The 21,738-nt window shown below is 69.0% G+C and carries 19 protein-coding genes and 3 pseudogenes; 16 read left to right on the forward strand and 6 right to left on the reverse strand.

The genetic code is table 11. The features are described 5' to 3' along the window. Window positions 1–136: 136 nt before the first annotated feature. Window positions 137–748: a hypothetical protein gene (locus tag OIE74_RS35555; protein WP_329391199.1), complete on the reverse strand. Its 612-nt coding sequence runs from the start codon at window positions 746–748 to the stop codon at window positions 137–139. A gap of 110 nt (window positions 749–858) precedes the next feature. On the opposite strand from OIE74_RS35555, the gene OIE74_RS35560 reads away from it, so the two are divergent. Both OIE74_RS35560 and OIE74_RS38745 read left to right on the forward strand, forming a co-directional pair. After that, window positions 859–1,791, forward strand: a complete 933-nt coding sequence (locus OIE74_RS35560) for a LacI family DNA-binding transcriptional regulator (protein WP_329391202.1) — start codon at window positions 859–861, stop codon at window positions 1,789–1,791. 884 nt (window positions 1,792–2,675) lie between these two features. Continuing rightward, window positions 2,676–3,391, forward strand: a pseudogene (locus OIE74_RS38745) (HNH endonuclease). Window positions 3,392–3,430: 39 nt separating this feature from the next. Here OIE74_RS38745 and OIE74_RS35570 read toward each other — a convergent pair. After that, window positions 3,431–3,613 (reverse strand): annotated as a pseudogene (locus tag OIE74_RS35570) (DUF6207 family protein); the annotation flags it as partial. Between the two features lie 960 nt (window positions 3,614–4,573). Here OIE74_RS35570 and OIE74_RS35575 point away from each other — a divergent pair. Next, window positions 4,574–5,086, forward strand: a complete 513-nt coding sequence (locus tag OIE74_RS35575) for a hypothetical protein (RefSeq protein ID WP_443076394.1) — start codon at window positions 4,574–4,576, stop codon at window positions 5,084–5,086. Here OIE74_RS35575 and OIE74_RS35580 read toward each other — a convergent pair. Continuing rightward, window positions 5,034–5,828: pseudogene (locus tag OIE74_RS35580) on the reverse strand (IS5 family transposase). The gene OIE74_RS35575 and the pseudogene OIE74_RS35580 overlap by 53 nt on opposite strands. A 279-nt stretch (window positions 5,829–6,107) precedes the next feature. Here OIE74_RS35580 and OIE74_RS35585 point away from each other — a divergent pair. The 3 genes from OIE74_RS35585 (at window position 6,108) to OIE74_RS35595 (ending at window position 8,657) form a co-directional block, all read left to right on the forward strand. Next, window positions 6,108–6,449, forward strand: coding sequence for an ArsR/SmtB family transcription factor (locus OIE74_RS35585; protein ID WP_329391206.1), 342 nt, complete (start codon window positions 6,108–6,110; stop codon window positions 6,447–6,449). Further along, window positions 6,446–8,179 carry a SulP family inorganic anion transporter gene (locus tag OIE74_RS35590; protein ID WP_329391207.1) on the forward strand — a complete coding sequence of 578 codons (1,734 nt, stop codon included), beginning with the start codon at window positions 6,446–6,448 and terminating at the stop codon, window positions 8,177–8,179. The genes OIE74_RS35585 and OIE74_RS35590 overlap by 4 nt, the downstream gene beginning before the upstream one ends. Before the next feature lie 127 nt (window positions 8,180–8,306). After that, the gene (locus OIE74_RS35595; RefSeq protein WP_329391209.1) at window positions 8,307–8,657 is read left to right on the forward strand and encodes an ArsR/SmtB family transcription factor; all 351 of its coding nucleotides are present in this window, start codon (window positions 8,307–8,309) and stop codon (window positions 8,655–8,657) included. Between the two features lie 20 nt (window positions 8,658–8,677). On the opposite strand, the gene OIE74_RS35600 is transcribed toward OIE74_RS35595, so the two are convergent. After that, a complete protein-coding gene (locus OIE74_RS35600; protein WP_329391211.1) occupies window positions 8,678–9,580 on the reverse strand; it encodes a LysR substrate-binding domain-containing protein in 903 nt (300 codons plus the stop codon). Window positions 9,581–9,693: 113 nt separating this feature from the next. Here OIE74_RS35600 and kdgD point away from each other — a divergent pair, with 113 nt between their 5' ends. The 7 genes from kdgD (at window position 9,694) to OIE74_RS35635 (ending at window position 17,456) form a co-directional block, all read left to right on the forward strand. After that, window positions 9,694–10,632 (forward strand): 5-dehydro-4-deoxyglucarate dehydratase, encoded by a 939-nt coding sequence (gene kdgD / locus OIE74_RS35605; protein WP_329391213.1) that lies wholly within the window; start codon window positions 9,694–9,696, stop codon window positions 10,630–10,632. Window positions 10,633–10,666: 34 nt separating this feature from the next. Continuing rightward, a complete protein-coding gene (locus OIE74_RS35610; RefSeq protein ID WP_329391215.1) occupies window positions 10,667–12,289 on the forward strand; it encodes an aldehyde dehydrogenase (NADP(+)) in 1,623 nt (540 codons plus the stop codon). Window positions 12,290–12,546: 257 nt separating this feature from the next. Further along, complete coding sequence (locus OIE74_RS35615; protein WP_329391217.1) at window positions 12,547–13,407, forward strand: ABC transporter permease; 861 nt, start codon at window positions 12,547–12,549, stop codon at window positions 13,405–13,407. Window positions 13,408–13,427: 20 nt separating this feature from the next. Beyond that, a complete protein-coding gene (locus OIE74_RS35620) occupies window positions 13,428–14,453 on the forward strand; it encodes an ABC transporter substrate-binding protein (protein ID WP_329391218.1) in 1,026 nt (341 codons plus the stop codon). A 19-nt stretch (window positions 14,454–14,472) separates the two neighbouring features. After that, complete coding sequence (locus tag OIE74_RS35625; protein WP_329391220.1) at window positions 14,473–15,264, forward strand: ABC transporter ATP-binding protein; 792 nt, start codon at window positions 14,473–14,475, stop codon at window positions 15,262–15,264. A 49-nt stretch (window positions 15,265–15,313) separates the two neighbouring features. Further along, window positions 15,314–16,963 (forward strand): M24 family metallopeptidase, encoded by a 1,650-nt coding sequence (locus tag OIE74_RS35630; protein WP_329391222.1) that lies wholly within the window; start codon window positions 15,314–15,316, stop codon window positions 16,961–16,963. A 31-nt stretch (window positions 16,964–16,994) separates the two neighbouring features. After that, window positions 16,995–17,456 carry a RidA family protein gene (locus OIE74_RS35635; RefSeq protein ID WP_329391224.1) on the forward strand — a complete coding sequence of 154 codons (462 nt, stop codon included), beginning with the start codon at window positions 16,995–16,997 and terminating at the stop codon, window positions 17,454–17,456. A gap of 72 nt (window positions 17,457–17,528) precedes the next feature. Here the strand turns inward: OIE74_RS35635 and OIE74_RS35640 are convergent, their stop codons facing one another. Then, window positions 17,529–17,975, reverse strand: coding sequence for an ATP-binding protein (locus tag OIE74_RS35640; RefSeq protein WP_329391226.1), 447 nt, complete (start codon window positions 17,973–17,975; stop codon window positions 17,529–17,531). A gap of 309 nt (window positions 17,976–18,284) precedes the next feature. On the opposite strand from OIE74_RS35640, the gene OIE74_RS35645 reads away from it, so the two are divergent. The 3 genes from OIE74_RS35645 to OIE74_RS35655 all read left to right on the forward strand — a co-directional run bounded on the left by OIE74_RS35645 (window position 18,285) and on the right by OIE74_RS35655 (window position 20,315). After that, window positions 18,285–19,157: a helix-turn-helix domain-containing protein gene (locus tag OIE74_RS35645; protein ID WP_329391229.1), complete on the forward strand. Its 873-nt coding sequence runs from the start codon at window positions 18,285–18,287 to the stop codon at window positions 19,155–19,157. Beyond that, on the forward strand, window positions 19,154–19,405 hold the full coding sequence (locus tag OIE74_RS35650) for a DUF397 domain-containing protein (RefSeq protein WP_329391231.1): 252 nt from the start codon (window positions 19,154–19,156) through the stop codon (window positions 19,403–19,405). Before OIE74_RS35645 ends, OIE74_RS35650 begins: the two co-directional genes overlap by 4 nt. An 82-nt stretch (window positions 19,406–19,487) precedes the next feature. Continuing rightward, a complete protein-coding gene (locus OIE74_RS35655; protein WP_329391233.1) occupies window positions 19,488–20,315 on the forward strand; it encodes an SAM-dependent methyltransferase in 828 nt (275 codons plus the stop codon). Here OIE74_RS35655 and OIE74_RS35660 read toward each other — a convergent pair. Beyond that, window positions 20,312–21,643, reverse strand: coding sequence for a vanadium-dependent haloperoxidase (locus OIE74_RS35660; RefSeq protein ID WP_329391235.1), 1,332 nt, complete (start codon window positions 21,641–21,643; stop codon window positions 20,312–20,314). The genes OIE74_RS35655 and OIE74_RS35660 overlap by 4 nt on opposite strands. Window positions 21,644–21,738 lie beyond the last annotated feature (95 nt).

The following is a 21,738-nucleotide window of genomic DNA, read 5'->3' on the forward strand; positions in this document are numbered from 1 at the left end:
CGAGACCCCTTCGTCTGCCGTCGGGCGATGTGATGAAAGGTTTCAACTGTGCTTCAGGGAAGCTAGGGCCACTTGCACACGAGGTCAACACCTTGGAGTGGAGCGAAGGATTGAACGTTTCAATCTCAATTCCGAATCAACGGCGTCCGACACAGGTGGTGGCGACGGCTGTGACAACCTCGCTCTTGCCCGTCCCGTGCGGCCCGGTCACCACCGTCAACGGCTGATCGCCGAGGAAATCACCAGCTCCTGGCTCTCGTTGCACGGCCCCGGAGCCACCACGGCGGCGGACGCGGCCCGAGCCCTGTCCGCACCGCCGCTCAGCGTCCAGCGTGGTGCCCGGGATCTGCTCAGTCCGCGTCGACATCTGGAGCAGGTTGTCCACCAGGGCCTGCGTGGCGATGGCCTCCACGCCCGAAGGCGCCAGCAGTACGGCCGCGTTGTGCGCGCCGGGCCGCAGCGCCTGCGTCACCGTCCGCTCGCTGAGCGCGGACGGGTCGAGCGGCTCCAGCTCCGGCAGCCCCAGCTCCTCCAGCAACTCCCGTACGGCGCACAGCGTCTGCGCGTCGTTGTCCTCCTGCCAGGCCGGCTGCCAGTGCGAGACGAGGTCGGCCGCGTCGCCCGCGTCCAGCAGTTCCGAGACGGCACCGGTGTGCAAAGAGGGCACACCGCTCGGCCGGAGCACGTCCCGGCCCTCCTCGTCCGGCGCGAGTTCCATCTGCTGGATGAGCAGCGGGGCCAGCTCCATTGCGGTACGACGCCCCCGGCCACCGCCGTCCCGCATGGGCAGGGTGATCGCCGGATAGCCGTACCAGTACTCCTGCTGTCCGGTACGCGGAGGCCAGACCCGATCATGCGGTGCGCATCAAGAGGCGCGGCAGCGGGGCGGTGGCGGAGTGGACCCTGGCGCCGGTCGAGGCGCCCGGCTCCTACGAGTTGGCCTTCAAGCTCCCGGAACACATCGAGCAGTGGATCAGCGACATCGACGGGAAGGAGCGCCGACGCATTGTAGAGATCAAGGATCGGTTCTTGTCCACGATCACCAGCTACCGGATGAACGGCGAGGGCCTGCGTACCTACCAACTGCGCTACGAGGCGAGTTCCCTGGCGCAGCCGTCCGTCATGGTGACGTTGCGTGATATCCGAGTCGTGTTAAGTGAGCCGGTGTCCGTGCTGTTGACCGGGGCACAACATCATGCTTTTTCTACTTATACGTATCAGACGACGGAGTCAGTCGTGCCCGCCCAAGGCCGCAGGGTGAACCAGCGTGACATCGCACGGATTACGGGCGTGTCTCAAGCTGCGGTGTCGATGGTGGTCAGTGGCAAAGCGGACGAGGGCGGGATCGCCAAGGCCACGCAGGAAAAAGTGCGTGCCGCGATGCGCGAGCTCGGCTACGTCGCCCACGCGGCCGGCCGAGCACTGCGCGGTGGGCGCAACGGGCTCATCGGCGTGCATACCTTCGTACCGGTCTTTCCTGTGGCCGTGAGTGACTACTACCACGCGTTCCTCAGGGGGATCGAGGAGGCCGCCGTCGAGGCGGGTCACGACCTGGTGCTGTTCGCGTCCACCCAGCAAGCCGACGGCAGCCGGACGATCTACGGCGACGGCACCAATCGGCTGCGCCTTGCCGACGGTGCGGTCATCCTGGGCCTTCAGGGCAACGATGCGGAACTGGAGCGGCTGTCGGCCGAAGGCTTTCCGTTCGATGTGCGCAGCGGACCGCAGGAGGAACGCCTGAACGCGTTCATGGCTGTAGGTCCGCAATTGGAATGTCCCGTTCCGTCGTGACGACCTGCGTGTTCTCGCGCTGTCTCATTCGGATGGCCCGGCATTCTGTCTCACGATCTTGTCCTTCTGCTGCCTGGCCCACTGCGCGGAGGCTCTGGGTGTCTCCGGGGAGTCAGAGAGCCGTGCCGAGAGGGACCCGCGTCACTCTTTCCCAGGTGATCGTCTTGGCCTGCGGATTCGCAGTGACGTCGACAAGGTGCACCGTGTTGATGTGCAGCGGGGCATGGCTCGGCCGGACTCGTCGGAGGAGGCGTTGCGCGGCGTCGGAGCATGCCTTGGCGTAGGCGTAGGCCGTGGTCAGATGCTGAATGCCGAACTCGTACTGGCCGTGGTGCGGGAGGTCGCCGCCATAACCGTCGACTCGACGGAGAGCTCCTTGTCGTCCGTCCTCAACGGCTGCTGACTGGTCCCGATCAGGGTCACTTCGCCCGCCGGCGACGGTCAGACGCGGCGGGCGGGGCCAGTTTCGGGAGCGGCTGCAGGACGAGCGCGGCACACAGCCGGCCCATCCTCGTTGGCGGGTAGTTCCGCAGGGCAGGAACCGCACTCAGGCTCTTGAGAAGACGGCTGAGCGGGCGGGCGCTGTGAGCATGGTGCCTCCGGTCGGGCTGGCAGGTGCACTGGCTGACACATCCTTGGAACATCCTGAGCTCAGACTTCAGCGAGTGACTTCCTCTTGGCTTCCGCTCTGCTCCAAGGAGCTCTGTATAGCTCGGCGATGAGCTAAGAGGGTTGCTGAGAGCAGCGCGCCAACCCGCCTGGGCGCATGCGGGACGCGCACCGGCGTGAGGCGATCGTTTCTGCGGTGAAAGTCTGCGTCCGTACGGGGGAGCGGGCACGCCGATCGGCCCGATGACCGACCCGGGCCGGTATCACTGCCGGTTGTGATCAAGAACCTGCTGCGCGGCCTCGCGCTCTCCGCTGTCCTCGTCCCCCTTCTCTCCGCCACCCCGGCACAGGCCGATGTGCTGGTGTTGTCAGATGCCGTGGGGAAGTTGCCCGAGGCGGTGGAGAGCCGGAACGGCTATCAGCGCACGTCCTTCCGGCACTGGAACGTCGGCCTAGGGCGTGTTTTAGAAGTAGCGTCGTCCGCCCATCGGGCGGGGCCCACGGCGTCTGGTGCGTGCGATCGCAAGGCGGAGGATCAGCCTCGTACTGGACGTACTTGGATGACTCCGACAACGCGGCGAGCGCGCGTGCCAGGCGTCGTGGGCCAGACGGGACTTCTCAAACACGCCCTAGACCCGGCCGACGGGTGCCACACGCGCAGCGAGGTTCTCCTCGCGGAGGCGCTGGAGTGGCGTGGGACTCCGGCGCCTCCGCGTGGACCGCTCAGCGCCGTGAGGCGTACGCCAACGACCAGGACGCGGAGACGTCGCTGGGCGCGGTCACCGCACGGACCAACAGGTCGAAGGCGGACAAGGACCCGGCCGACTGACTGCCGCCGGCCGCCGGGCAGCAGTGCCGCTACGTGGGGGAGTGGGTCGCCACCAAGCTCCGCTGGGGCCTGAGCGTTGACAAGCGCGAGCTGGAGGCGCTGAAGGTCCTCTCCGACGGGCCGTGCGAGAACACGGCCGTCGTCTACACCCCCGCCCCGTAGAACACGTCGGAGGGCTGGGTTGTCGGTGTGCCTGATGTCCGCGTGGATGCGGGCGCGGACTCCCGGCACCCCGGGCTCCCGTCGTACGGGCGTGATGCCGGAGGTGGCCCACGTCTGTTCCAGTGCTGCCATCACGGCGTGCGCGGTCGCCTCGTCGTGAGCGGTGAGGTCCAGAACGACCAGGCCGGGCTCGGGAATCTGCGTCGCGTCGATACGGTCCATGCCCGGCTCCGCCCGTCGTTGAGTTGCGCGCCTGTCCGGTGCTCAGCTGAGTTCGTAAACTCCGGGGGCGACGCGTGCGCTCCGCAGCCGGAGAGAAGGGGGAGGCGACATGATCCGGCTGCTGCTTGCCGACGACGAAGACCTCCTCCGAAGCGCCTCGGCGGCCCGCCCGGGATGGAGGACGATCTGACGGTGGTCGCCGAGGCTGACACTCCCGAAGGGCAACGGCTGGCCCGCCCGCACCACCCCCGACATCGCAGTACTCGACCTGGAGATGCCGCCCACCGACGGCTGCCCGGACCTGGCGGGAGGAGACCACCGGGCTCCCGGATCCCTGCTGCGTACACCTGCGCGTCGCGTGTGGCCGGGGCCGCCACCCCTGGCCTGACTGATGCACGAAGGGCCTCTGAACAGGTAGTTTGTGGTCCAAATAGAGGTTCTCGCCGACCGCCTAGTTCGGACTCCATCTGGGTGTTTCTGCCTGTTTCTGGCTGCTGTTGGTCACGCGTTGGCCACGCGGCCAACCGTCGGGCCGGCCGGGCGCGTTGACGCGCCAGAAGTGGGGCTCTCGCTGGTGAGGCGACCGAAGCACGTCGCGTAGGGCCGTCTGAGCCATGAGACCACCCTGGCGAGCTGGGTCTCCCGCGCCCGCCGGACAGGGACGGCACTGACCGGCGGGAGTGACAAACTGGAGCGGCTGCGGCGGGAGAACGCCCAGCTCAAGCGGGGCAACACGAAACTGGTCATGGAGCCTGATGTCCTCAAACGCTGCACGGTCCGGTGGGTGAAGTAGCCGCGGCGGACCCGTCTCAAGTGGTCGGGCTGATCAGTCTTCAGAAGCCGTATCTCAACCGAACGTGATCGTTTGATTCTTGCTGGTCAGGCATGGTTTCGGCCGGGGTGAGGGAGAGTTTCGACGTTCTGTTCCGCTTGTTCGGTTAGGGGTGCGCGGTGGCGTCGATGCTGGGATTGCTGGAGACACGGGAAGTGGCTGCTCGCGAGCGAGTCGAAGATCTGCGGGAGGCGGCGGCCCGGGCGGCTGCCGTGCTGGAGGCGGCCGAGATCGAGCTGGACCGGCGGGTGATCGCGCGGGAGGAACTCGTCGAGGCCCTGGCGGTGTCCGCTGCCGAGACCACCGCCGTGATCGAGACGGAGGCAGAACCTGTGCCGGTGCCCGCGCCGTTGCCGGGAACGACGGTGCCGTCCTGGCAGGAAGGGCTGCCTGCGACGGTTCTCGCGCCGGACTACCAGCGGATCCTGGGCATGCTGGCGGAACGGCCGGGCCAAGAGCCGGTGCGGGCCAAGGAGATCGCGGTGGTGCTGGGGCTGGAGCCGACCCCGGCGAAGGTCGAGGGGGTGCGGTCGAAGGCGAGGCGCCTGGCGGAGCGCGGGTGGTTGCTCCAGGAGGCGTCGGGGACGTTCAGCGCCGGCCGCAAATCCGTGGCCGGGCCAGGCGGCGGCTCATCCGCGTGATCATCGACCACTGGATCATCGCCTCGCTGGTGGCGGTCAGGGTTTCGTAGTCGCGGGCCAGACGGCGAGAATGCGTCAGCCATGCGAACGTGCGCTCCACCACCCACCTGCGGGGAAGCACCACGAACCCTTCCATGTTGTCGGTGCGCTTGACGACCTCCAGGGCAAGCGCGAGTTTCTGACGGCACCAGTGGACAAGGCCGCCGGTGTAACCGCCGTCCGCTCAGACCAGGGTGATCTCCCGGTGCCGCGTGCGCAGCCGCTCCTGCAGGGGCAGGGCCGCATCCCGGTCGCCCGCGTTCGCGGCGGTCACCGCGACGACCAGCAGCAGGCCGAGCGTGTCGGTCACGATGTGCCGTTTGCGGCCCGGCACCTTCTTCCCGCCGTCGTACCCGCTTGAGGCAGCCGGCACGGACGCCGAGACCCGCACCGACCGCGCGTCGATGATCCCCGCCGAAGGTTCCGCCTCCCGGCCCTCGCGCTCCCTGACCCGGCCACGCATCCGGTCGTGGAACTCCGCGGCCAGCCCGTGCTCACGCCACCGGCGGAAGAAGGCACAGACCCGGCCCCAGGCGGGGAAGTCCGCGGGCATTGCACGCCAGGAGATCCCGCCCGCGACCAGGTAACGGATCGCATCCAGCATCGAGCGGTGGCAGTAACCCTCGGGCTGCCCGCCCTTCCCCTCCAGCCAGGCCGGCACCGGCAACAGCGGGCGCACCGCCGCCCACTCCGCGTCCGTCATGTCCGAGGGATACCGGCGTACCCGATCCGGATGATCAGCCGCGTTCCCGTACACATGCGCGAGACAATCGCACGACACGCGCGGCAAGTTGAACTCGACGGCGACGCGGGGGATCGTCCAAGACGGACAGCGAAGCGCCCGGTGTGAGGCGCACACCACCGTCGTCGCGAAAGCAGTCACGGCCGCCCTCTGATGCTGAATTGCAAAATTTCGCAATTCAATAGATGCTTTGTTGCTGTGTTGGCTGCATTCGCGATCGGTAGGGGAAGTCGAGGGGCCGTGTCCGTTCCGCTGTATCAGGCCAAGGCAGAGTTCTTCCGGATGCTGGGGCATCCGGTGCGGATACAGGTGCTGGAGCTGCTGCAGGACGGGCCCGCGCCGGTGCGTGAGCTGTTGGCCGCGGTCGAGGTGGAGCCCTCCAGCCTGTCCCAGCAGCTCGCGGTACTGCGGCGGTCGGGCATCGTCACCTTCCGGCGCGAGGGCTCGACGGTGGTCTACGCGCTCGCCGGCGGTGACGTCGCCGAGCTGATGCGCGCCGCGCGCCGGATCCTGACCGAGATGATCGCCGGACAGCACGAGCTGCTGGCGGAGCTGCGGGAAACCGAGGTCACCGCGCGATGAGGATGCCGCTCGGCCGGGTCGGTGCCCGGCTCGTCGCGCTGCTGCCCGGCCGTACCGATCTGGCGGAGACGCGCCGCGACCCGCGCCGGGACCTGCTGGCCGGGCTCACGGTCGCGATCGTGGCACTGCCGCTCGCGCTCGGCTTCGGCGTCTCCTCCGGCCTCGGAGCCGAGGCGGGGCTGGCGACCGCGGTCGTCGCGGGGGCGCTCGCCGCCGTCTTCGGCGGTTCCAATCTCCAGGTGTCCGGTCCGACCGGCGCGATGACGGTGGTGCTGGCACCGATCGTCGCCGCGCACGGCCCGTCCGGGGTGCTGACCGTCGGGCTGATGGCCGGATGCATGCTCGTCGCGCTGGCGGTGCTGAGGGCCGGGAAGTACATGCGGTACGTGCCCGCGCCGGTCGTCGAGGGCTTCACCCTCGGCATCGCGTGCGTCATCGGACTCCAGCAGGTCCCGAACGCCCTGGGCGTGCCCCAGCCGGAGGGCGACCGGGTGCTCGTCGTCACCGGGCGCGCCCTGCGGGAGTTCGCCGGGAACCCGAACTGGACCAGCGTCGCCTTCGCCCTGGCGGTCGCCGCCGTCATGCTGCTGGGCGCCCGCCTGCGGCCCACGATCCCCTTCTCCATCCTCGCGGTGATCGCGGCCACCGTCGTCGCCCAGGCCGCCGGGCTCGACGCGGCCAGGCCGATCGGCGACCTTCCTTCCGGGCTGCCCGCCCCGTCCCTCTCCTTCCTGGACCCCGGCGCTCTCAGCTCCCTGCTCGCCCCGGCGGTGGCGGTCGCCGCACTGGCTGCCCTGGAATCGCTGCTGTCGGCATCGGTGGCCGACGGTATGACGGTGGGTCAGAAGCACGACCCCGACCGGGAGTTGTTCGGCCAGGGTCTCGCCAACATGGCCGCTCCCCTCTTCGGGGGCGTACCGGCGACCGGCGCGATCGCGCGGACCGCGGTCAACGTCCGTACGGGCGCCAGTTCCCGGCTCGCCTCGCTCACCCACGCCGCGATCCTGGCGGTGATCGTCTTCGCGGCGGCGCCCCTGGTCTCCCGGATTCCGCTCGCCGCTCTGGCCGGTGTGCTGCTGGCCACCGCCATCCGCATGGTCGAGGTCGGCTCGCTGCGGGCGATGGCCGGGGCCACCCGTTCCGACGCCCTGATCCTGGTGGTGACGGCCGCTGCCACGCTCGCACTCGACCTCGTGTACGCGGTGCTCATCGGTCTGGTGGTCGCGGGAGCCCTGGCGCTGCGCGCGGTGGCCATGCAGGCCCGCCTGGACCAGGTGCCCCTCGACCGCGGTGACCACAGCGCCGAGGAACACGCGCTGCTGGCCGAGCACATCGTGGCGTACCGGATCGACGGGCCGCTGTTCTTCGCCGCCGCGCACCGGTTCCTGCTGGAGCTGGCCGAGGTCGCCGATGTCCGCGTGGTCATTCTGCGTATGTCGAGAGTGACGACCATCGACGCCACCGGCGCCCTCGTCCTCAAGGACGTGGTGGAAAAGCTCAACCGGCGCGGTGTGGTGGTGATGACCTCCGGGATACGTGCCGGCCAGCGCCAAGTCCTGGACTCCGTGGGCGCGTTGGAGATGCTGCGGACGGAGGGGGGCGAGTACGCCAGCACGCCCGAGGCGATCCGGGGCGCCCGGGACCACCTGGAGGGCGCCGGCGTGATGCCGCCCCTCCCCGCCCGGAAGTCCCGGCCGGCCGGCGAGGAAACCGGGGAAAGGGTCGGCTGAGCACTGCCGGGTGACGCCTGCGCACGAGTTGCTAATCTCGGCAATTGTTGAGGTTCTCACCGTGGATGCGGTGCGCCGAGGGCCGGCCGGTGGGGCCGTACCGCTGTATCGGGGAGGTAGCGCCACGATGAGTACGCCGCTGTACCAGATGAAGGCCGAGTTCTTCAAAACGCTCGGTCACCCCGCGCGCATCCGCGTACTGGAGCTGCTGAGCGAGCGCGAGTACGCGGTCGCGGAGATGCTGCCCGAGGTGGGGATCGAGCCGGCGCATCTGTCGCAGCAGCTCGCGGTGCTGCGCCGGGCGAACCTGGTGGTGACCCGCAAGGAGGGCTCCACCGTGTACTACTCGCTGACCAGCCCGCACATCGCCGAGCTGCTCCGGGTCGCGCGGACCATCCTCCAGGGTGTGCTCGCGGGGCAGGCCGAGTTGCTCGCCGACCTCCAGGCGGGGCAGGCGCAGGCCAGGCCGCCGCTGTAGCGACGGCTCGTACGTGGCTGTCAGGAGAGCCCCCGGCCGGCCAGGTCGATCACCAGGTCCCGGACCGCGTGCAGAGCCGGGTTGTCGTCGTTCGCGCGCCAGGCGACGACGAGTTCGACCGGCTCGCCCTCGATTCCCGTCACCGGGCGCAGCACGACTCCGTCCAGCCCGAGCGCCTCGGCCGCCCGGGGTACCAGCGCGAGCCCCAGCCCTGCTCGTACCAGCGCCAGGATCGTGTGCACCTGGCTGAGGTGGTGGACGTACCGGGGCGCGATCCCGGCACCGCGGAACACGCCGACCAGCACCTCGTAGAAGTATCTGGCCTCGGCCGGTGAGTACATGACGAACGGCTCGCCGTCGAGGTCGCGCACGTGCGGCACCCGGTCCGGCGCGGCGAGTGGGTGCCCGGCGGGGATCGCGGCCAGCAGGCCCTCCCGGTGCAGCGGGCGGTGATCGAGCCCGGTCCCGGGGACGGGCGGACGGACCAGGCCCAGGTCCAGTTGTCCGGAGCGCAGCTCCTCCATCTGTGTGCCGGAGACCCGTTCGCGCAGCACCAGATCCACGCCCGGCAGCTGGGCGTGGATGCCGCCGACGATGGCGTCGAGCACCGAGTGCGCCGACGATGCCGTGAAACCCAGTGCCACTGTCCCGATTTCGCCTGACGGCACCCTGCGGACCGACAGGGCCGCGTGTTCGGACAGACCGAGGATGCGCCGGGCGTCGCTCAGGAACGCCCGGCCCGCCGCGGTGAGCCGGACGGAACGGCCGATCCGGTCGAACAACTCGACGTCCAGCTCGCGTTCCAGCAGTTGGATCCGCCGGGACAGCGGGGGCTGGGTCATCGACAGCCGCTCCGCCGCGCGGCCGTAGTGCAGTGTCTCGGCGACAGCGACAAAGCTTTCAAGCTGACTCAGGGTAAACATCGATCCATTATAGGTATCAGTCGATCCCCAAGAAGTGTTGGACGTGCATCGTTTTGGTTCCTATGGTTCATCCCAGTCGATGTCTCAAAAGCCACCCCCGAGAGGAAACACCGATGCCCGCCTTCACCCAAACCGAGCTTGCCGAACGCCTCGGATCCGGGCTGCTGTCGTTTCCCGTCACCCACTTCACCCGCGACCTGGCGTTCGACGAGCCCGCCTACCGGGAGAACATCGTCCGCCTGGGCAAGCACGAGATCGCCGGCCTGTTCGCCGCCGGCGGTACGGGCGAGTTCTTCTCCCTGACCCCCCAGGAAGTCGGCACCGTGGTCCGAGCCGCTGTCGACAGCGCGCCCAAGGGCACTCCGATCATCGCTCCGGCCGGCCACGGCACCGCGCAAGCGGTCGAGATGGCCCGCGATGCAGAGGCGGCGGGCGCCGACGGCCTGCTGCTGTTCCCGCCCTACCTCACCGAGGCCTCACCGGACGGCCTCACCGCGCATGTGCGCGCGGTCTGCGAAGCCACTTCGCTGGGTGTGGTGGTTTACAGCCGCGCGAATGCGGTGTACACATCCAACACAGTGGCCACGCTTGCCGATAACTGTCCGAATCTGATCGGTTTCAAGGATGGTGTCGGCGACCTGGAGGAGATCACGCGGATCCACTCACGCCTCGGCGACCGCCTGGTCTTCATCGGCGGGCTGCCGACGGCGGAGGCGTTCGCGCTGCCGTACCTGGAGTTGGGTGTCACGACCTACAGTTCGGCGATCTTCAACTTCCTGCCCGAATTCGCCCTGGCCTTCTACGGCGCCGTGCGAGCGGGGGACCGTACGAAGGTGCGCCGGCTGCTCGACGAGGTCGTGCTGCCCTACACCGCGATCCGCGACCGTAAGGCGGGCTACGCGGTGAGCATCGTCAAGGCCGGCATGGATCTGACCGGACATCCCGCAGGTCCGGTACGGCCGCCGCTGACCGACCTCGACGAAGCCGAGCGTGAGCTGCTGGCCGGTGTCATCGCGGCGTCGCGTACCGCCACGGCCGCCGCCACCGCCTGACGCCACCGAACTGTCGAAGTGCAAGGAGACACCCGTGTCCGCTCTCCCCCCGACCGGCCCCACCGGCGCCATGGTCATCGGAGCTGAACCCGTCATCGGTACGGGTGAGGAGATCCGGTCCGTCGATCCCCGCACCGGCGCGGCTCTCGACCCCGGCTACCGCACGGCATCGGCCGAGCACGTCGAGCGGGCCTGCGCGCTGGCGAAGCAGGCTTTCCCGGCTTTCCGCGCCGCCGGCGCCGAGCGGCGCGCCGGATTCCTCGACCGCATCGCCGAGCTGCTCGACGAGCGCCGGGATCCGCTGGTGGAGCGCGCCCACACCGAGACCGCGCTGCCCCGTCCCCGGCTCACCGGCGAAGTGGGCCGCACCAGCGGTCAGCTGCGCCTGTTCGCCGCCGAGCTGCGGGGCGGGACCTGGCAGGGCGCTCGTATCGACCCGGCACGGCCCGACCGTGAACCGCTCCCACGCGCCGACATCCGGCAACGCCGGATCGCGCTCGGCCCGGTCGCGGTGTTCGGGGCGAGCAACTTCCCGCTGGCTTTCTCCACCGCGGGGGGCGACACGGCGTCGGCGCTGGCCGCGGGGTGCCCGGTCGTCGTCAAGGCGCATCAGGCGCATCTGGGTACCGCGGAGCTGGTGGCGCGGACGATCGCCGAAGCGGCGGCCGACACGGGTATGCCCGAGGGCGTGTTCTCCCAGCTCGTCGGCGGTGGGACTGACGTGGGCGCCCGGCTCGTCAAGGACCCGCGGATCCGTGCCGTGGGCTTCACCGGGTCCCGCGCGGGCGGGCTGGCGATCGCGGCCATGGCCGCGGCCCGGCCGGTACCGATCCCCGTGTACGCGGAGATGAGCAGCATCAATCCAGTGCTGCCGCTGCCCTCGGCGCTCGAATCCCGTGGCGCCGAGCTGGGTGCCGCCTTCGCCGGATCGCTGACACTCGGCGCCGGACAGTTCTGCACCAACCCCGGTCTGGTGCTGGCCGTCGAAGGACCTGGCCTCGACGCGTTCACGAAGGCCGCGGCCGAAGCCGTCGCCGCCGACGCCGGAGCCACCATGCTCACCACGGGCATCGCCGAGCACTACGCCGCCACCGGTGACGCCCTCGCGGCCCGGGAGGGCGTCGAGGAGTCCGCACACGGCGGCCGGCCCCGCAGCGCGGCTCGCGGCCGAGCCCGGCTGCTGACCGTCGACGGCGCCCGGTTCGCCGCCGACCCGCGGCTGCAGACCGAGGTCTTCGGCGCGACGTCCCTGATCGTCCGCTGCGCGGACGCCTCCGAGCTGATGGCAGCGGTCGAGGCGCTGGAAGGCCAGCTCACCGCGACCGTGCACGCCGACGAGGCCGATCATCCACTCGCCGCGACCTTGCTGCCGCTCCTGGAGGAGCGGGCGGGCCGCGTCCTGTTCGACGGCTGGCCCACCGGGGTCGAGGTCGGACACGCGATGGTGCACGGCGGGCCGTTCCCGGCCACGACCGACCCTCGCAGCACTTCCGTGGGAACGCTCGCGATCGAGCGCTTCCTGCGCCCCGTTGCCTACCAGGACGTGCCGACCGCGCTGTTGCCTGCTGAGCTTCGTGACGAAAATCCGCTCGGTGTATGGCGCCGGCTCGACGGTGAACCCGGTCGAGACACCCGCGCCCTCGACAGCGCCGGCTGACCGGTGGGCCAGGTGAGGCACGTGTCCACCTGGCCGAGGTCCGGCCACGCCGGCCACACCCGCGACTGCCCAGTGGCAACCCTTCCAATGATGTGAGGACGCAATGACACGTCGATGGCTCTCGCCGTCCATATCGGCGCGCCGGATCCCGGCCGCGTCGCCCCTCCCCGCCACAGATTCCTGTTGGCGTACACACCCCCGGCCGACAGCCGCGGTCCAGTCCGCGCACGGCGCGCCCTTTGACGGGAGATTCCGCGATGGCCACTCCTGAAGTCAGTGAAGCCGGTCCGGCGGACCTGCGTCGGACCTCGTCCGAGTCAGCACTCGGTGACCCGACGGCAGCCAAGCCGAGAATGCTCAGCCGTGACTCGATCGCGGTCGGTGCCAAAGCGATCGCCGGGATCGTCGGACTCTTCGTCGTCTGGCAGCTCCTGGTGGTCGTCTTCGACCCGCCGGAGTACCTGGCCGTCGGGCCTCTCGCGGCCTTCGCGGAGCTGATCGACCGGCCCGAGTACTTCGCGAGCAACACCTTCGTCACCTTGCAGGAGGCGCTCGCCGGCTTCGCGCTCGGCACCGCGCTCGGGGTCCTGTGCGGCGCGGCGCTGCATTACTCAAGCACCGTGCGCAGCTTCCTCTACCCCGCGCTCATCGCGATCGACACCATCCCCAAGGTGGCGCTCGCACCGCTGTTCATCGTGTGGTTCGGGTTCGGCTTCGAGTCGAAGGCGTTCGTCGCGATGGCCATCGCCTTCTTCCCCCTGGTGATCAACACCTACGACGGCCTGAGCGCGGTGCCCCACGAGCTGCAGGAACTCGCGCGGATCAACAAGGCGTCGTCGTGGAAGAAGATGATGAAGATCGACTTCATCTACGCGATCCCCTCGATCTTCTCCGGAGCGAAGATCTCCATCTCGCTCGCTGTGGGTGGAGCGGTCGTCGGTGAGTTCATCGCCGGCTCCAAGGGGCTGGGATACGTCATCCTGCTCGCCAACAGCCAGGTCGACCTCCCGTCGATGTTCGCGGCCTTCATCGTGCTCGCCGCCATCGCCCTCGCGTTGTTCTTCATCGTCGACTTCGCGGGACGGAAGCTGGCCCCGTGGAAGAACCACGCGAAGTGAGCGCGGGATCGGAGACTCGAATGCGTAACTCGATCCGCGGGATCTCCGCGATCACAGGGATGGTGCTCCTCACGACCTTGTCGGGCTGTGTGAGCAGCGGCGGGAAGAACTCGATGACCCTCATGCTCGACGTGGGGTACCTGCCGAAGCATGCCCCGTTCATCTCCGCCATCGAGCGCGGTTTCTTCAAGGAGGAGGGCCTCGACGTCACGGTCATGCCGGGGTCCGGTTCGACCAACACGGTCACCTCCGTCGTCACCGGCAAGGTCGACGCCGGCTGGGCCGACTTCGGCGCCACCGTCACCGCCCAGGGCAGGGGCGTCAAGGTCAAGCAGGTCAACCTCCTGCAGGCCAGGTCCGCCTACGCGGTCGTCGGCCTCGCGGGCACCGGGATCAAGGGATGGGACGACCTCCGGGGCAAGACCGTCGCCACCGAGGGCGGCGGTGCGATGACCGCGATGTGGCCGTTCGCGATGAGCAAGCTGGGGCTCAAGGAAGGCGATGTCACCGTCGTCCCCGCATCCAGCGCGTCGAAGATCCCCGGACTGCTCGCCGGCCAGTGGGACGCCAACCTCGCCCTGTACGTCTCCGACCAGCCGGCCATCGACGCACTCGGCCGGAAGGCCGTCGTACTGAAGTGGTCCGACCTGGGCATCGACCTCTACGGCAACGGGATCGTCGCCTCCGACGAGAAGCTCAAGAAGGATCCCGATCAGATCCGGCGGTTCAACCGGGCGATGCAGAAGGGATTCCTGTGGGCGTGCGGCCACCCGGCCGACGCCGCGAAGGACTTCCAGAAACAGGTCTCGGGCTACGAGACCAAGACCATCACCCTCGCGATCAACGCTCAGTGCGCTCTCAACCGGGGCACCGGTGAGTCGGTGAACCAGTACGGCGTCATGGACGACGCGGGAGTCCAGAAAATCATCGACGTCGCCCGGAAGTTCCTCGGCCTGAAGCAGGGCAGCAACCTCACCCCCGAGGACGTGTACAGCAACGCGTACCTCACGCCGCTGAACTCCACAGAGACCATTCAGGCCCCGTGACGGCCGGACGGAGAGTCACATGAACAGTCAGCTGAACAACGAGTACGCCATCTCGGTCAACAACGTGAGCAAGACCTACCGTTCCCGGAACGGTCAGGCCAACACAGTGCTCAAAGGGCTGGACTTCCATGTGAAGCCGGGCCAGTTCGTCTCGATCGTCGGACAGTCGGGCAGCGGCAAGACCACGCTGCTCAAGACGGTCTCCGGCCTCCAGGAGCCCACCGAGGGCGAGATCCTGGTCAAGGGACGGCCGATCCGCGACGGGATCGAGGACATCGCGATGGTGTTCCAGAGCCCCGTGCTCCTGCCGTGGCGCAACAACCTCGACAACGTGCTGCTGCCCCTGGAGTTCCGCGGCGCCCGCACCGACGAATCGCGCCGCTACGCCCAGGAACTGCTCGACATGGTGGGTCTGGGCAACAAGACCAAGCAGTACTCCTACGAGCTCAGCGGCGGTATGCAGCAACGCGTGGCCATCTGCCGCGCGCTCGTCTCCCACCCCTCGCTGCTGCTCATGGACGAGCCCTTCGGCGCGCTCGACGCCATGACCCGCGACTCGATGAACTTCGAGATCCAGCGCATCTGGCAGACCACGGGATGCAGCGTCCTGTTCGTGACGCACAGCATCCCCGAGGCGGTCTGGCTCGGCGACCGGGTGGTCGTCATCGGCGACCGCCCCGGCCGGATCGTCGCCGACATCGCGGTCGACCTCCCGCGGCCCCGGGGCAAGGAGCACCGGTTCTCCACGGCCTTCTCCGACTACACCACGGAAATCGAGTCCCACATCGGAGTCGTGACCGGAATCAGCTGACCGCCGCCGGCCCGGACACCGACACCGACATGAATAGCAAGGAGTACCCATGCTGAGCCTCACCGCAGACGCCTCGCAGGTCGAAGCGGCCTACGGACTCAACGCGCGCAAGAGCCTCCTGTTCTCCGCGATCCGCCTCGACTCCTACCCCTTCGTCGCGCCGCTGATCGCGCGGAAGGACGACCAGCAGTACCTGCTGGTACGCCAGCAGGAGCAGGGCAACGCCCTCTCCGCCGGGGTCCCGAAGGAGCAGATCAGGTTCTACGCCCCCTGGGTCACGATCGACCCGCGAATCGTCGCCGACACTCCCGCCGCGGAGTCCCTGACGAGCCTGGTGCGGGAACTCGCCGACGGCGCCGCGGTGCACCTCGCCGCCGACGTCGTCTACAGCCACCACCTCACGCTGTCCGGCTCCGTCGAGTTGGTCGTCGCCGACCAGGACCCCACCCCGGTCACCGCCTACGAGCTCGATCTCGGAGAGGTCCTGGCGAGGTTCGTGGAGTGGCGCGAGACGGGCGTCCTCACCGCGCGCCGGCTCATCGAGAACGTCGAGCATCTCACCGGCCTGGCGGAGGAGTTCACCACCGGCGATGACAGCAGGTTCTCGGCGCTGAAGACGCTGGCCGGGGACCGCTCTCTCGACGCGCTGCTTCTCGCCGCGCCCCCCAACTTCACCGAGGCGACCGGGTTCCCGCAGCCGGACGGCGCGGTCGGGCTGTGGCTGGCCGGTCCGGAGAAGCTGATCGTGCTGGCGCCCGATGGAACCCCCGGGGTCTCCGGGACGGCCGTCGGCCGCTTCCCGTCCATCGCCGCCGCTGTCCGGGCGCTGACCGACGGCGTACGGACCGGGGTCGAGGAGGAGTGGATCAGCGCCGGTCTGGCCCGCGAGCTGGAGCGCGAGGGCCTGGAGCCGGTCCCGGTCTCGGCGGACCTCGGCCACTGGCGGGACATCCGTGACCACGAGGACCTCGCCTTCCAGGTCGTCGCCGCGCGGGCGAGTGTGTTCGCCATCGAGGAGGCGCTGGCCTGGGCGGAGGCGGGCCTCGACGCCGGCCGCTCGTTCACCGAGCTCGACATCAACGCGGTGTACGTCAAGAAGGTCGCCGAGTTCCGTACGGTGAACGAGATCCCCTTCGGTATCGAGCCGTACTTCACCAACCTCCACTCGTCGAACCGGATGCTCTTCCCCGGCCCGCCGGTCGACTACCCGATCAACGACGAGACGACCTGCATCCAGCTCGACGCAGGAGTGCGCGTCGTGTTCGACGGGGTCAACGTCGCCACCTCCGACATGGCCCGCTCGCTGCCCCGCACCGCGGCGGCGAAGGAGGCGTACGAGTTCTTCTTCGACGTGGTGCGTGAGGGCATCATCGGGCAGCTCAAGCCCGGCGTGGTGTGCGAGGACGTGCACGAGGGCACCCTGCGCTACCTGGCGCCGCACCTGGACCGGATGGTCCGGATCGGGATGCTCGGGACCGACGTCGACTTCAACACGGAGTACCGCAAGCGCAACGTCGGCCACCTCATGGGCAAGCAGGAGTCGTTCGCCAACGAACTCCGGCCCGGCTACAAGCATGTACTCGGAGTCGGTTCGTACGGTGCCGCCGAGATCCCCTGGCGCTACGAGAACGCGGCGATCGGCACCGAGGACCTCTGGTACATCGGGCGCGACCGTACCTACATCGTGAGCATGCGATGACGGCCGGACCGATCGAGAACCGGGATGTGACATGACCGACGTGCAGGAGCGCCTCAAGGCGCTGTCCATCGAGCTTCCAGTGCTCGGCCCGCCCCGCTACGCCTATGAGGCGACCACCCGTTGGGGGAATCTGCTCTTCGTCTCCGGGCAGATCTCACGTACCGGCTCGGGCGAGACCCTGCGGGGCCGTCTGGGAGAAGACGCCACCGTGGCCGACGGGGTGACCGCCGCGAGAACCGCCGCGCTCAATCTCCTGGCGCGCGTGGACGACGCGGTCGGCCTCGACAAGGTGGAGCGGATACTGAAGCTCAATGCCTGGGCGGCGAGTTCGCCCACCTTCGTGGACCAGCCGTCGGTGATCGACGGGGCGTCGCGGCTGTTGCTCGACGTCCTGGGCGACGCGGGCCGCCACGCCCGGACGGCCTTGCCGTCCCATGTGCTGCCCCAGGGCGCGCTGGTGGAACTCGACGCCACGATCGCCATTCGCGGGTAGCGCGTGTCCGGGCCACAGGGCCCGGCGAAGAGGGCCGGACGGCAGGGGGTGCCGTCCGGCCCTCAGCCGTGTTCAGAGGCAGGTCTTCAGGGTCGCCCACACCGCTTTTCCACCGGTGAGCGCCGAGTGGTCGGCACCCCACGCGTCGGCGAGCTCCTCCACGAGGAACAGTCCGCGTCCCGACTCGTCGTCGGGGCCCGGACCGCGTGGCCGGAGCCTGCCGCCCGCGTAGTCGTGGTCGTGCACCTCCAGGCGGAGACACCGGTCGGTCACGAGACCGATGCCGCACAGGATCCGGGTACTCGGCGTGTGGCGTACGGCGTTGGTGGCCAGTTCGGACATGAGCAGGATGGCGTCCGCGCACACTCCGTCAGGCAATCGCCAGGCGGTCAGTCTCGCGCTCATCGAGTGCCGTGCCACTCGGACACTGGAACGGTCTGCCGGAAGTTCGAGCCAGTGCGAACGATCCGGGCTCGCGACGTCCAGGAGCTGGGGGGAGCGAGTCGTGCGGGGGGACACGTTTGTCGCCTTCCGTCGGGGCGGGCGCAGTCATGAGACGCGGGGGGTGAGCAACAGGCCTGCCGGACAGGGGTGTTCCGGGACGGACTCCGGGACCGGACACGCCAAAGGGCGCCAACTCCAGAGACAGCAAAGGGTGTTGACGAGGGATGCCCTTACGGCGGGATCACTCACGTAGATAACTATGCTCGCAGACGGCTTCACGCTGCAACCGCCTCCCTGATAATTTCAGGAGGGTAAATCTGTCTGGCGGCACCCCCAAGTCGCTGACAGACTCCTACGAGTGACGGACCCTCAGGAGGTAGGGCGTTGAGCGAAGCTCGTCCGGGTACGAGTACCGGTGCACCCACGGTTCTGCGCATGATCCTCGGCCGGCGGCTGCAGGACATGCGGCTGGGCGCGGGCGTGTCATTGGACGACGCGGCCAAGACCCTGCGTATGAAGCCGTTGAGCATCCGCCGTCTGGAGAAGGCGGAGGTCCCCCTCAAGCCTCTCTACGTGGAGAAGCTGCTCCAGACCTACGGGGCCCAGCAGCAGGAGATAGACGAGTTCATCACCCTCGCCGAGCAGGCCAACGAGCCCGGCTGGTGGCACGCGTACCGCGATGTGCTGCCCAACTGGTTCACCGCGTACGTCAGTCTGGAGACCGGTGCCCAGATGCTGCGCACCTACGAGCCCCACTACGTCACGGGGCTGCTCCAGACCTACCCGTACGCCCGTGGCGTACTGCGCGGGGGTTTCCCCAACGAGAGCGAGGAAGACCTCGAACGGCGCGTCGACCTGAGGACGCGCCGGCAGGGTCTCCTGGAGAAGGACGGCGCGCCCACGCTGTGGGTGGTCATGGAAGAGGCCGTTCTGCACCGGGTGGTGGCCGGCGCGGAGGTCATGCGCGGACAGATCGAGCGCCTCCTGGAGGTCTCGGAACTGGAGCACGTCAGCGTCGACGTCGTGCCGTTCACCGCGGGTGCCCACGTGGGGGCGTGCGCGCCTTTCACCTACTTCCGGTTCGAGGAGCCGGAACTGCCCGACATCGTCTACAGCGAGATCCTCTCCGGCTCCATGTATCTGGATCAGCGTTCCGATGTCGCGGCTCATCTGGAGGCGCACAACCGGATGTCCCTGCTGACGTCGTCCGCGACCAGCAAGGCGCTTCTCAACCGCATGCGCAAGGAGTACTCATGACCATCACGGATGGAAGTGTCTACAACGGGATGCCGGCGCTGGACCTCGGTGAGCACGGCTGGGAGTGCCCCTGGAGTGGACCCAACGGAGGCCAGTGCGTGGAGACCAAGCAACTCTCCGACGGCCGTGTGGCACTGCGGCAGTCGACGGATCCGGCCGGTCCCGCACTGATCTACACGCCGCAGGAGATCGCCGCGTTCGTCGCGGGAGTCAAGAAGGGGCTCGCCGATCACCTGGCGGTCGGCTGAACCAGGACACCAGCGGGAAGGATCCGCATCGGCCCCGGCCGCGGCCTGCCCGGTACCACACGCCCATCACTGAGGGGACAGAATGACCAACTCGCATGCCGCGCGGGACATCGACACCAGCAGGCCGCACTCCGCCCGCATGTACGACTACTACCTGGGCGGCAAGGACCACTTCGACGTCGACAAGCAGGCCGCCGAGATGGTGGCGGGCGCGTATCCCGGCATCTTCGTGTGCGCACGGGAGAACCGCGCCTTCATGCACCGGGCCACCCGCGTCCTCGCGCGTGAGCACGGCATCCGGCAGTGGCTCGACATCGGTACCGGCATCCCGACCGAGCCGAACCTGCACCAGGTGGCGCAGGCCGTCGTCCCCGACGCCCGGGTTGTCTACGCCGACAACGACCCGCTCGTCCTCAAGTACGCCGAGCGCCTGATGCGGAGCACGCGCCAGGGCCGCACCACGTACATAGAGGCGGACGTCAACGACCCGCAGTCTCTTCTCGACGCCCCCGAACTCACCGAGGTGCTGGATCTGAGCCGGCCCGTGGGGCTGTCGCTGAACGCCCTCATGCACTTCGTCACCGACGCCCAGGACCCGTACGGAATCGTCAGCCGGCTGCTGGACGTCTTCCCCTCGGGCAGCGCCCTGGCCCTCAGCCACTGCACGCCCGACTTCGACCCGCCCACCTGGCAGAGGGTCACCGACATCTACACCAACGCCGGGACGCCCGTGCAGTTCCGCTCGCAGAAGGACGTCGCCCGCTTCTTCGACGGTCTCGAACTGCTCGATCCCGGTATCACCGTCGGCCACCGCTGGCGTCCCGACGTGGCGGACGTGAGTGCCGACACGACGGGCACGCCAACGGACGCCGAAGTCAGTCTGTGGACCGGCCTGGCGATCAAGCCCTAGTCGTCTGACGTCTGGGGGCGTGCCGCGCCCAGTGGTTGGAAGTGGTGGGCGAGCGTCCAGGCGCCGACGCGGCTGCCGGTGCGGCATCCGGTGATGTCCGCTGTCCGGAAGTGGATGCCGGCCCAGACGCGGGCGTTGATCATGTCCTCGTTGAGCTGGTCGGCGTATTCGTAGTGCCGTGTGGTGCCGGTGCCCTCGGAGGGAATGGTGAGGTCGATGCGGGTGGTGCCGAGGATCCCGGTCAGGGTCCTGGTCACGGCGCCGGCGAGCGCGGCGTGGCCGCTGATGTAGTCGGGGTGCGGTGGCGTGACGAGCAGCGGCTCCCAGTCCGGGTCGGCGTCGGTCGCGGGGTTGCCGTCGGTGTCGGCCAGTTGGACGGCGGTGATCGGCCGCCAGAATCCGTGGTGGAGTTTGGCGTCCCACGCGGCGATGGCGGCGTCGGTCGCCGACGCGTTCGCCGCGGCGAACATGCGTGCTGTCTCCGCGATGCGGAAGTGGTGACGGGCGGTGTAGTCCCGGAACGCCGACTGGAGTTGCACCACCAGGTTGCCCCCGAAGAACAGGGCGGTCTCGGTCTGGTGCGCGGTACGGGCCGAGCCGGTCTTCGCCCCCATGCTCTTCACCTCGTTCACGTCCCGGGCGTAGCGGGCCGAGGACAGGGCGGGCGGCTTGCCGGGACGGAACTGATCCGGTGAGGTGAGCGTCAGGGGGCGCAGTTCGCCGAGCCAGGTGTCCAGGAACGGCAGACGCGCGGGCGGGGTTGGCCGCCAGACGCCGGGCGCGGGCGTGGCGGTGAACTTCACCGGCGCGAACCGGCCGTCTCCTTCGCGTAGTTCGACGAGGTGGTCGGCGGCGCGTTTCCCGAACGCCACGCCCTGGCTCTTCGCGCTGCCCTCGGGGATCTTGGCGAGGGAGCCGGCGTACGCGCTGTCGAGGCGCGCCCGGGAGGCGGGGAAGTACGTGAGCAGTACGCGGTGCGCGGCGGTCACGGCCGCGGCCTCGGGCGACGCGGTGGAGGGTCCGCGCGCCCGCCACTTGTACGGGGCGTAGTCGCCCTGGATGCCGACCACGGCGTTGTAGACGGCGGCCGAGACGAAGCCGTGCCAGATGGCGGCCTGCCCGGAGGGGTGGGTGGCGCCGAGGTTGTCGTTGATGGTGTCGGTGGCGATGGCGTTCCAGTCGCGGATCGCCCCGGGGTCCGCCGAAGGCGCCGGGCGGCTCTCGGCGGTGGCCGCAGGGGTGGGGCCCGCCACGGCCGTGATGGCGAGCAGGAGGAGCGAGGTGACGGCGCCGATGAGGGGCCGTCTGCTCGAAGGAGAAGTACGCATAGTTGACTTAACGGCTGGTCGGGCGGGATGTCACGCCCCTCGAAGGCGTCTGGGCGTCAGCCTTCTCCGGCGTACTCGGGCTCGGCGACGCACCA

Source organism: Streptomyces sp. NBC_01716 (genome assembly GCF_036248275.1).
Taxonomy (GTDB): domain Bacteria; phylum Actinomycetota; class Actinomycetes; order Streptomycetales; family Streptomycetaceae; genus Streptomyces.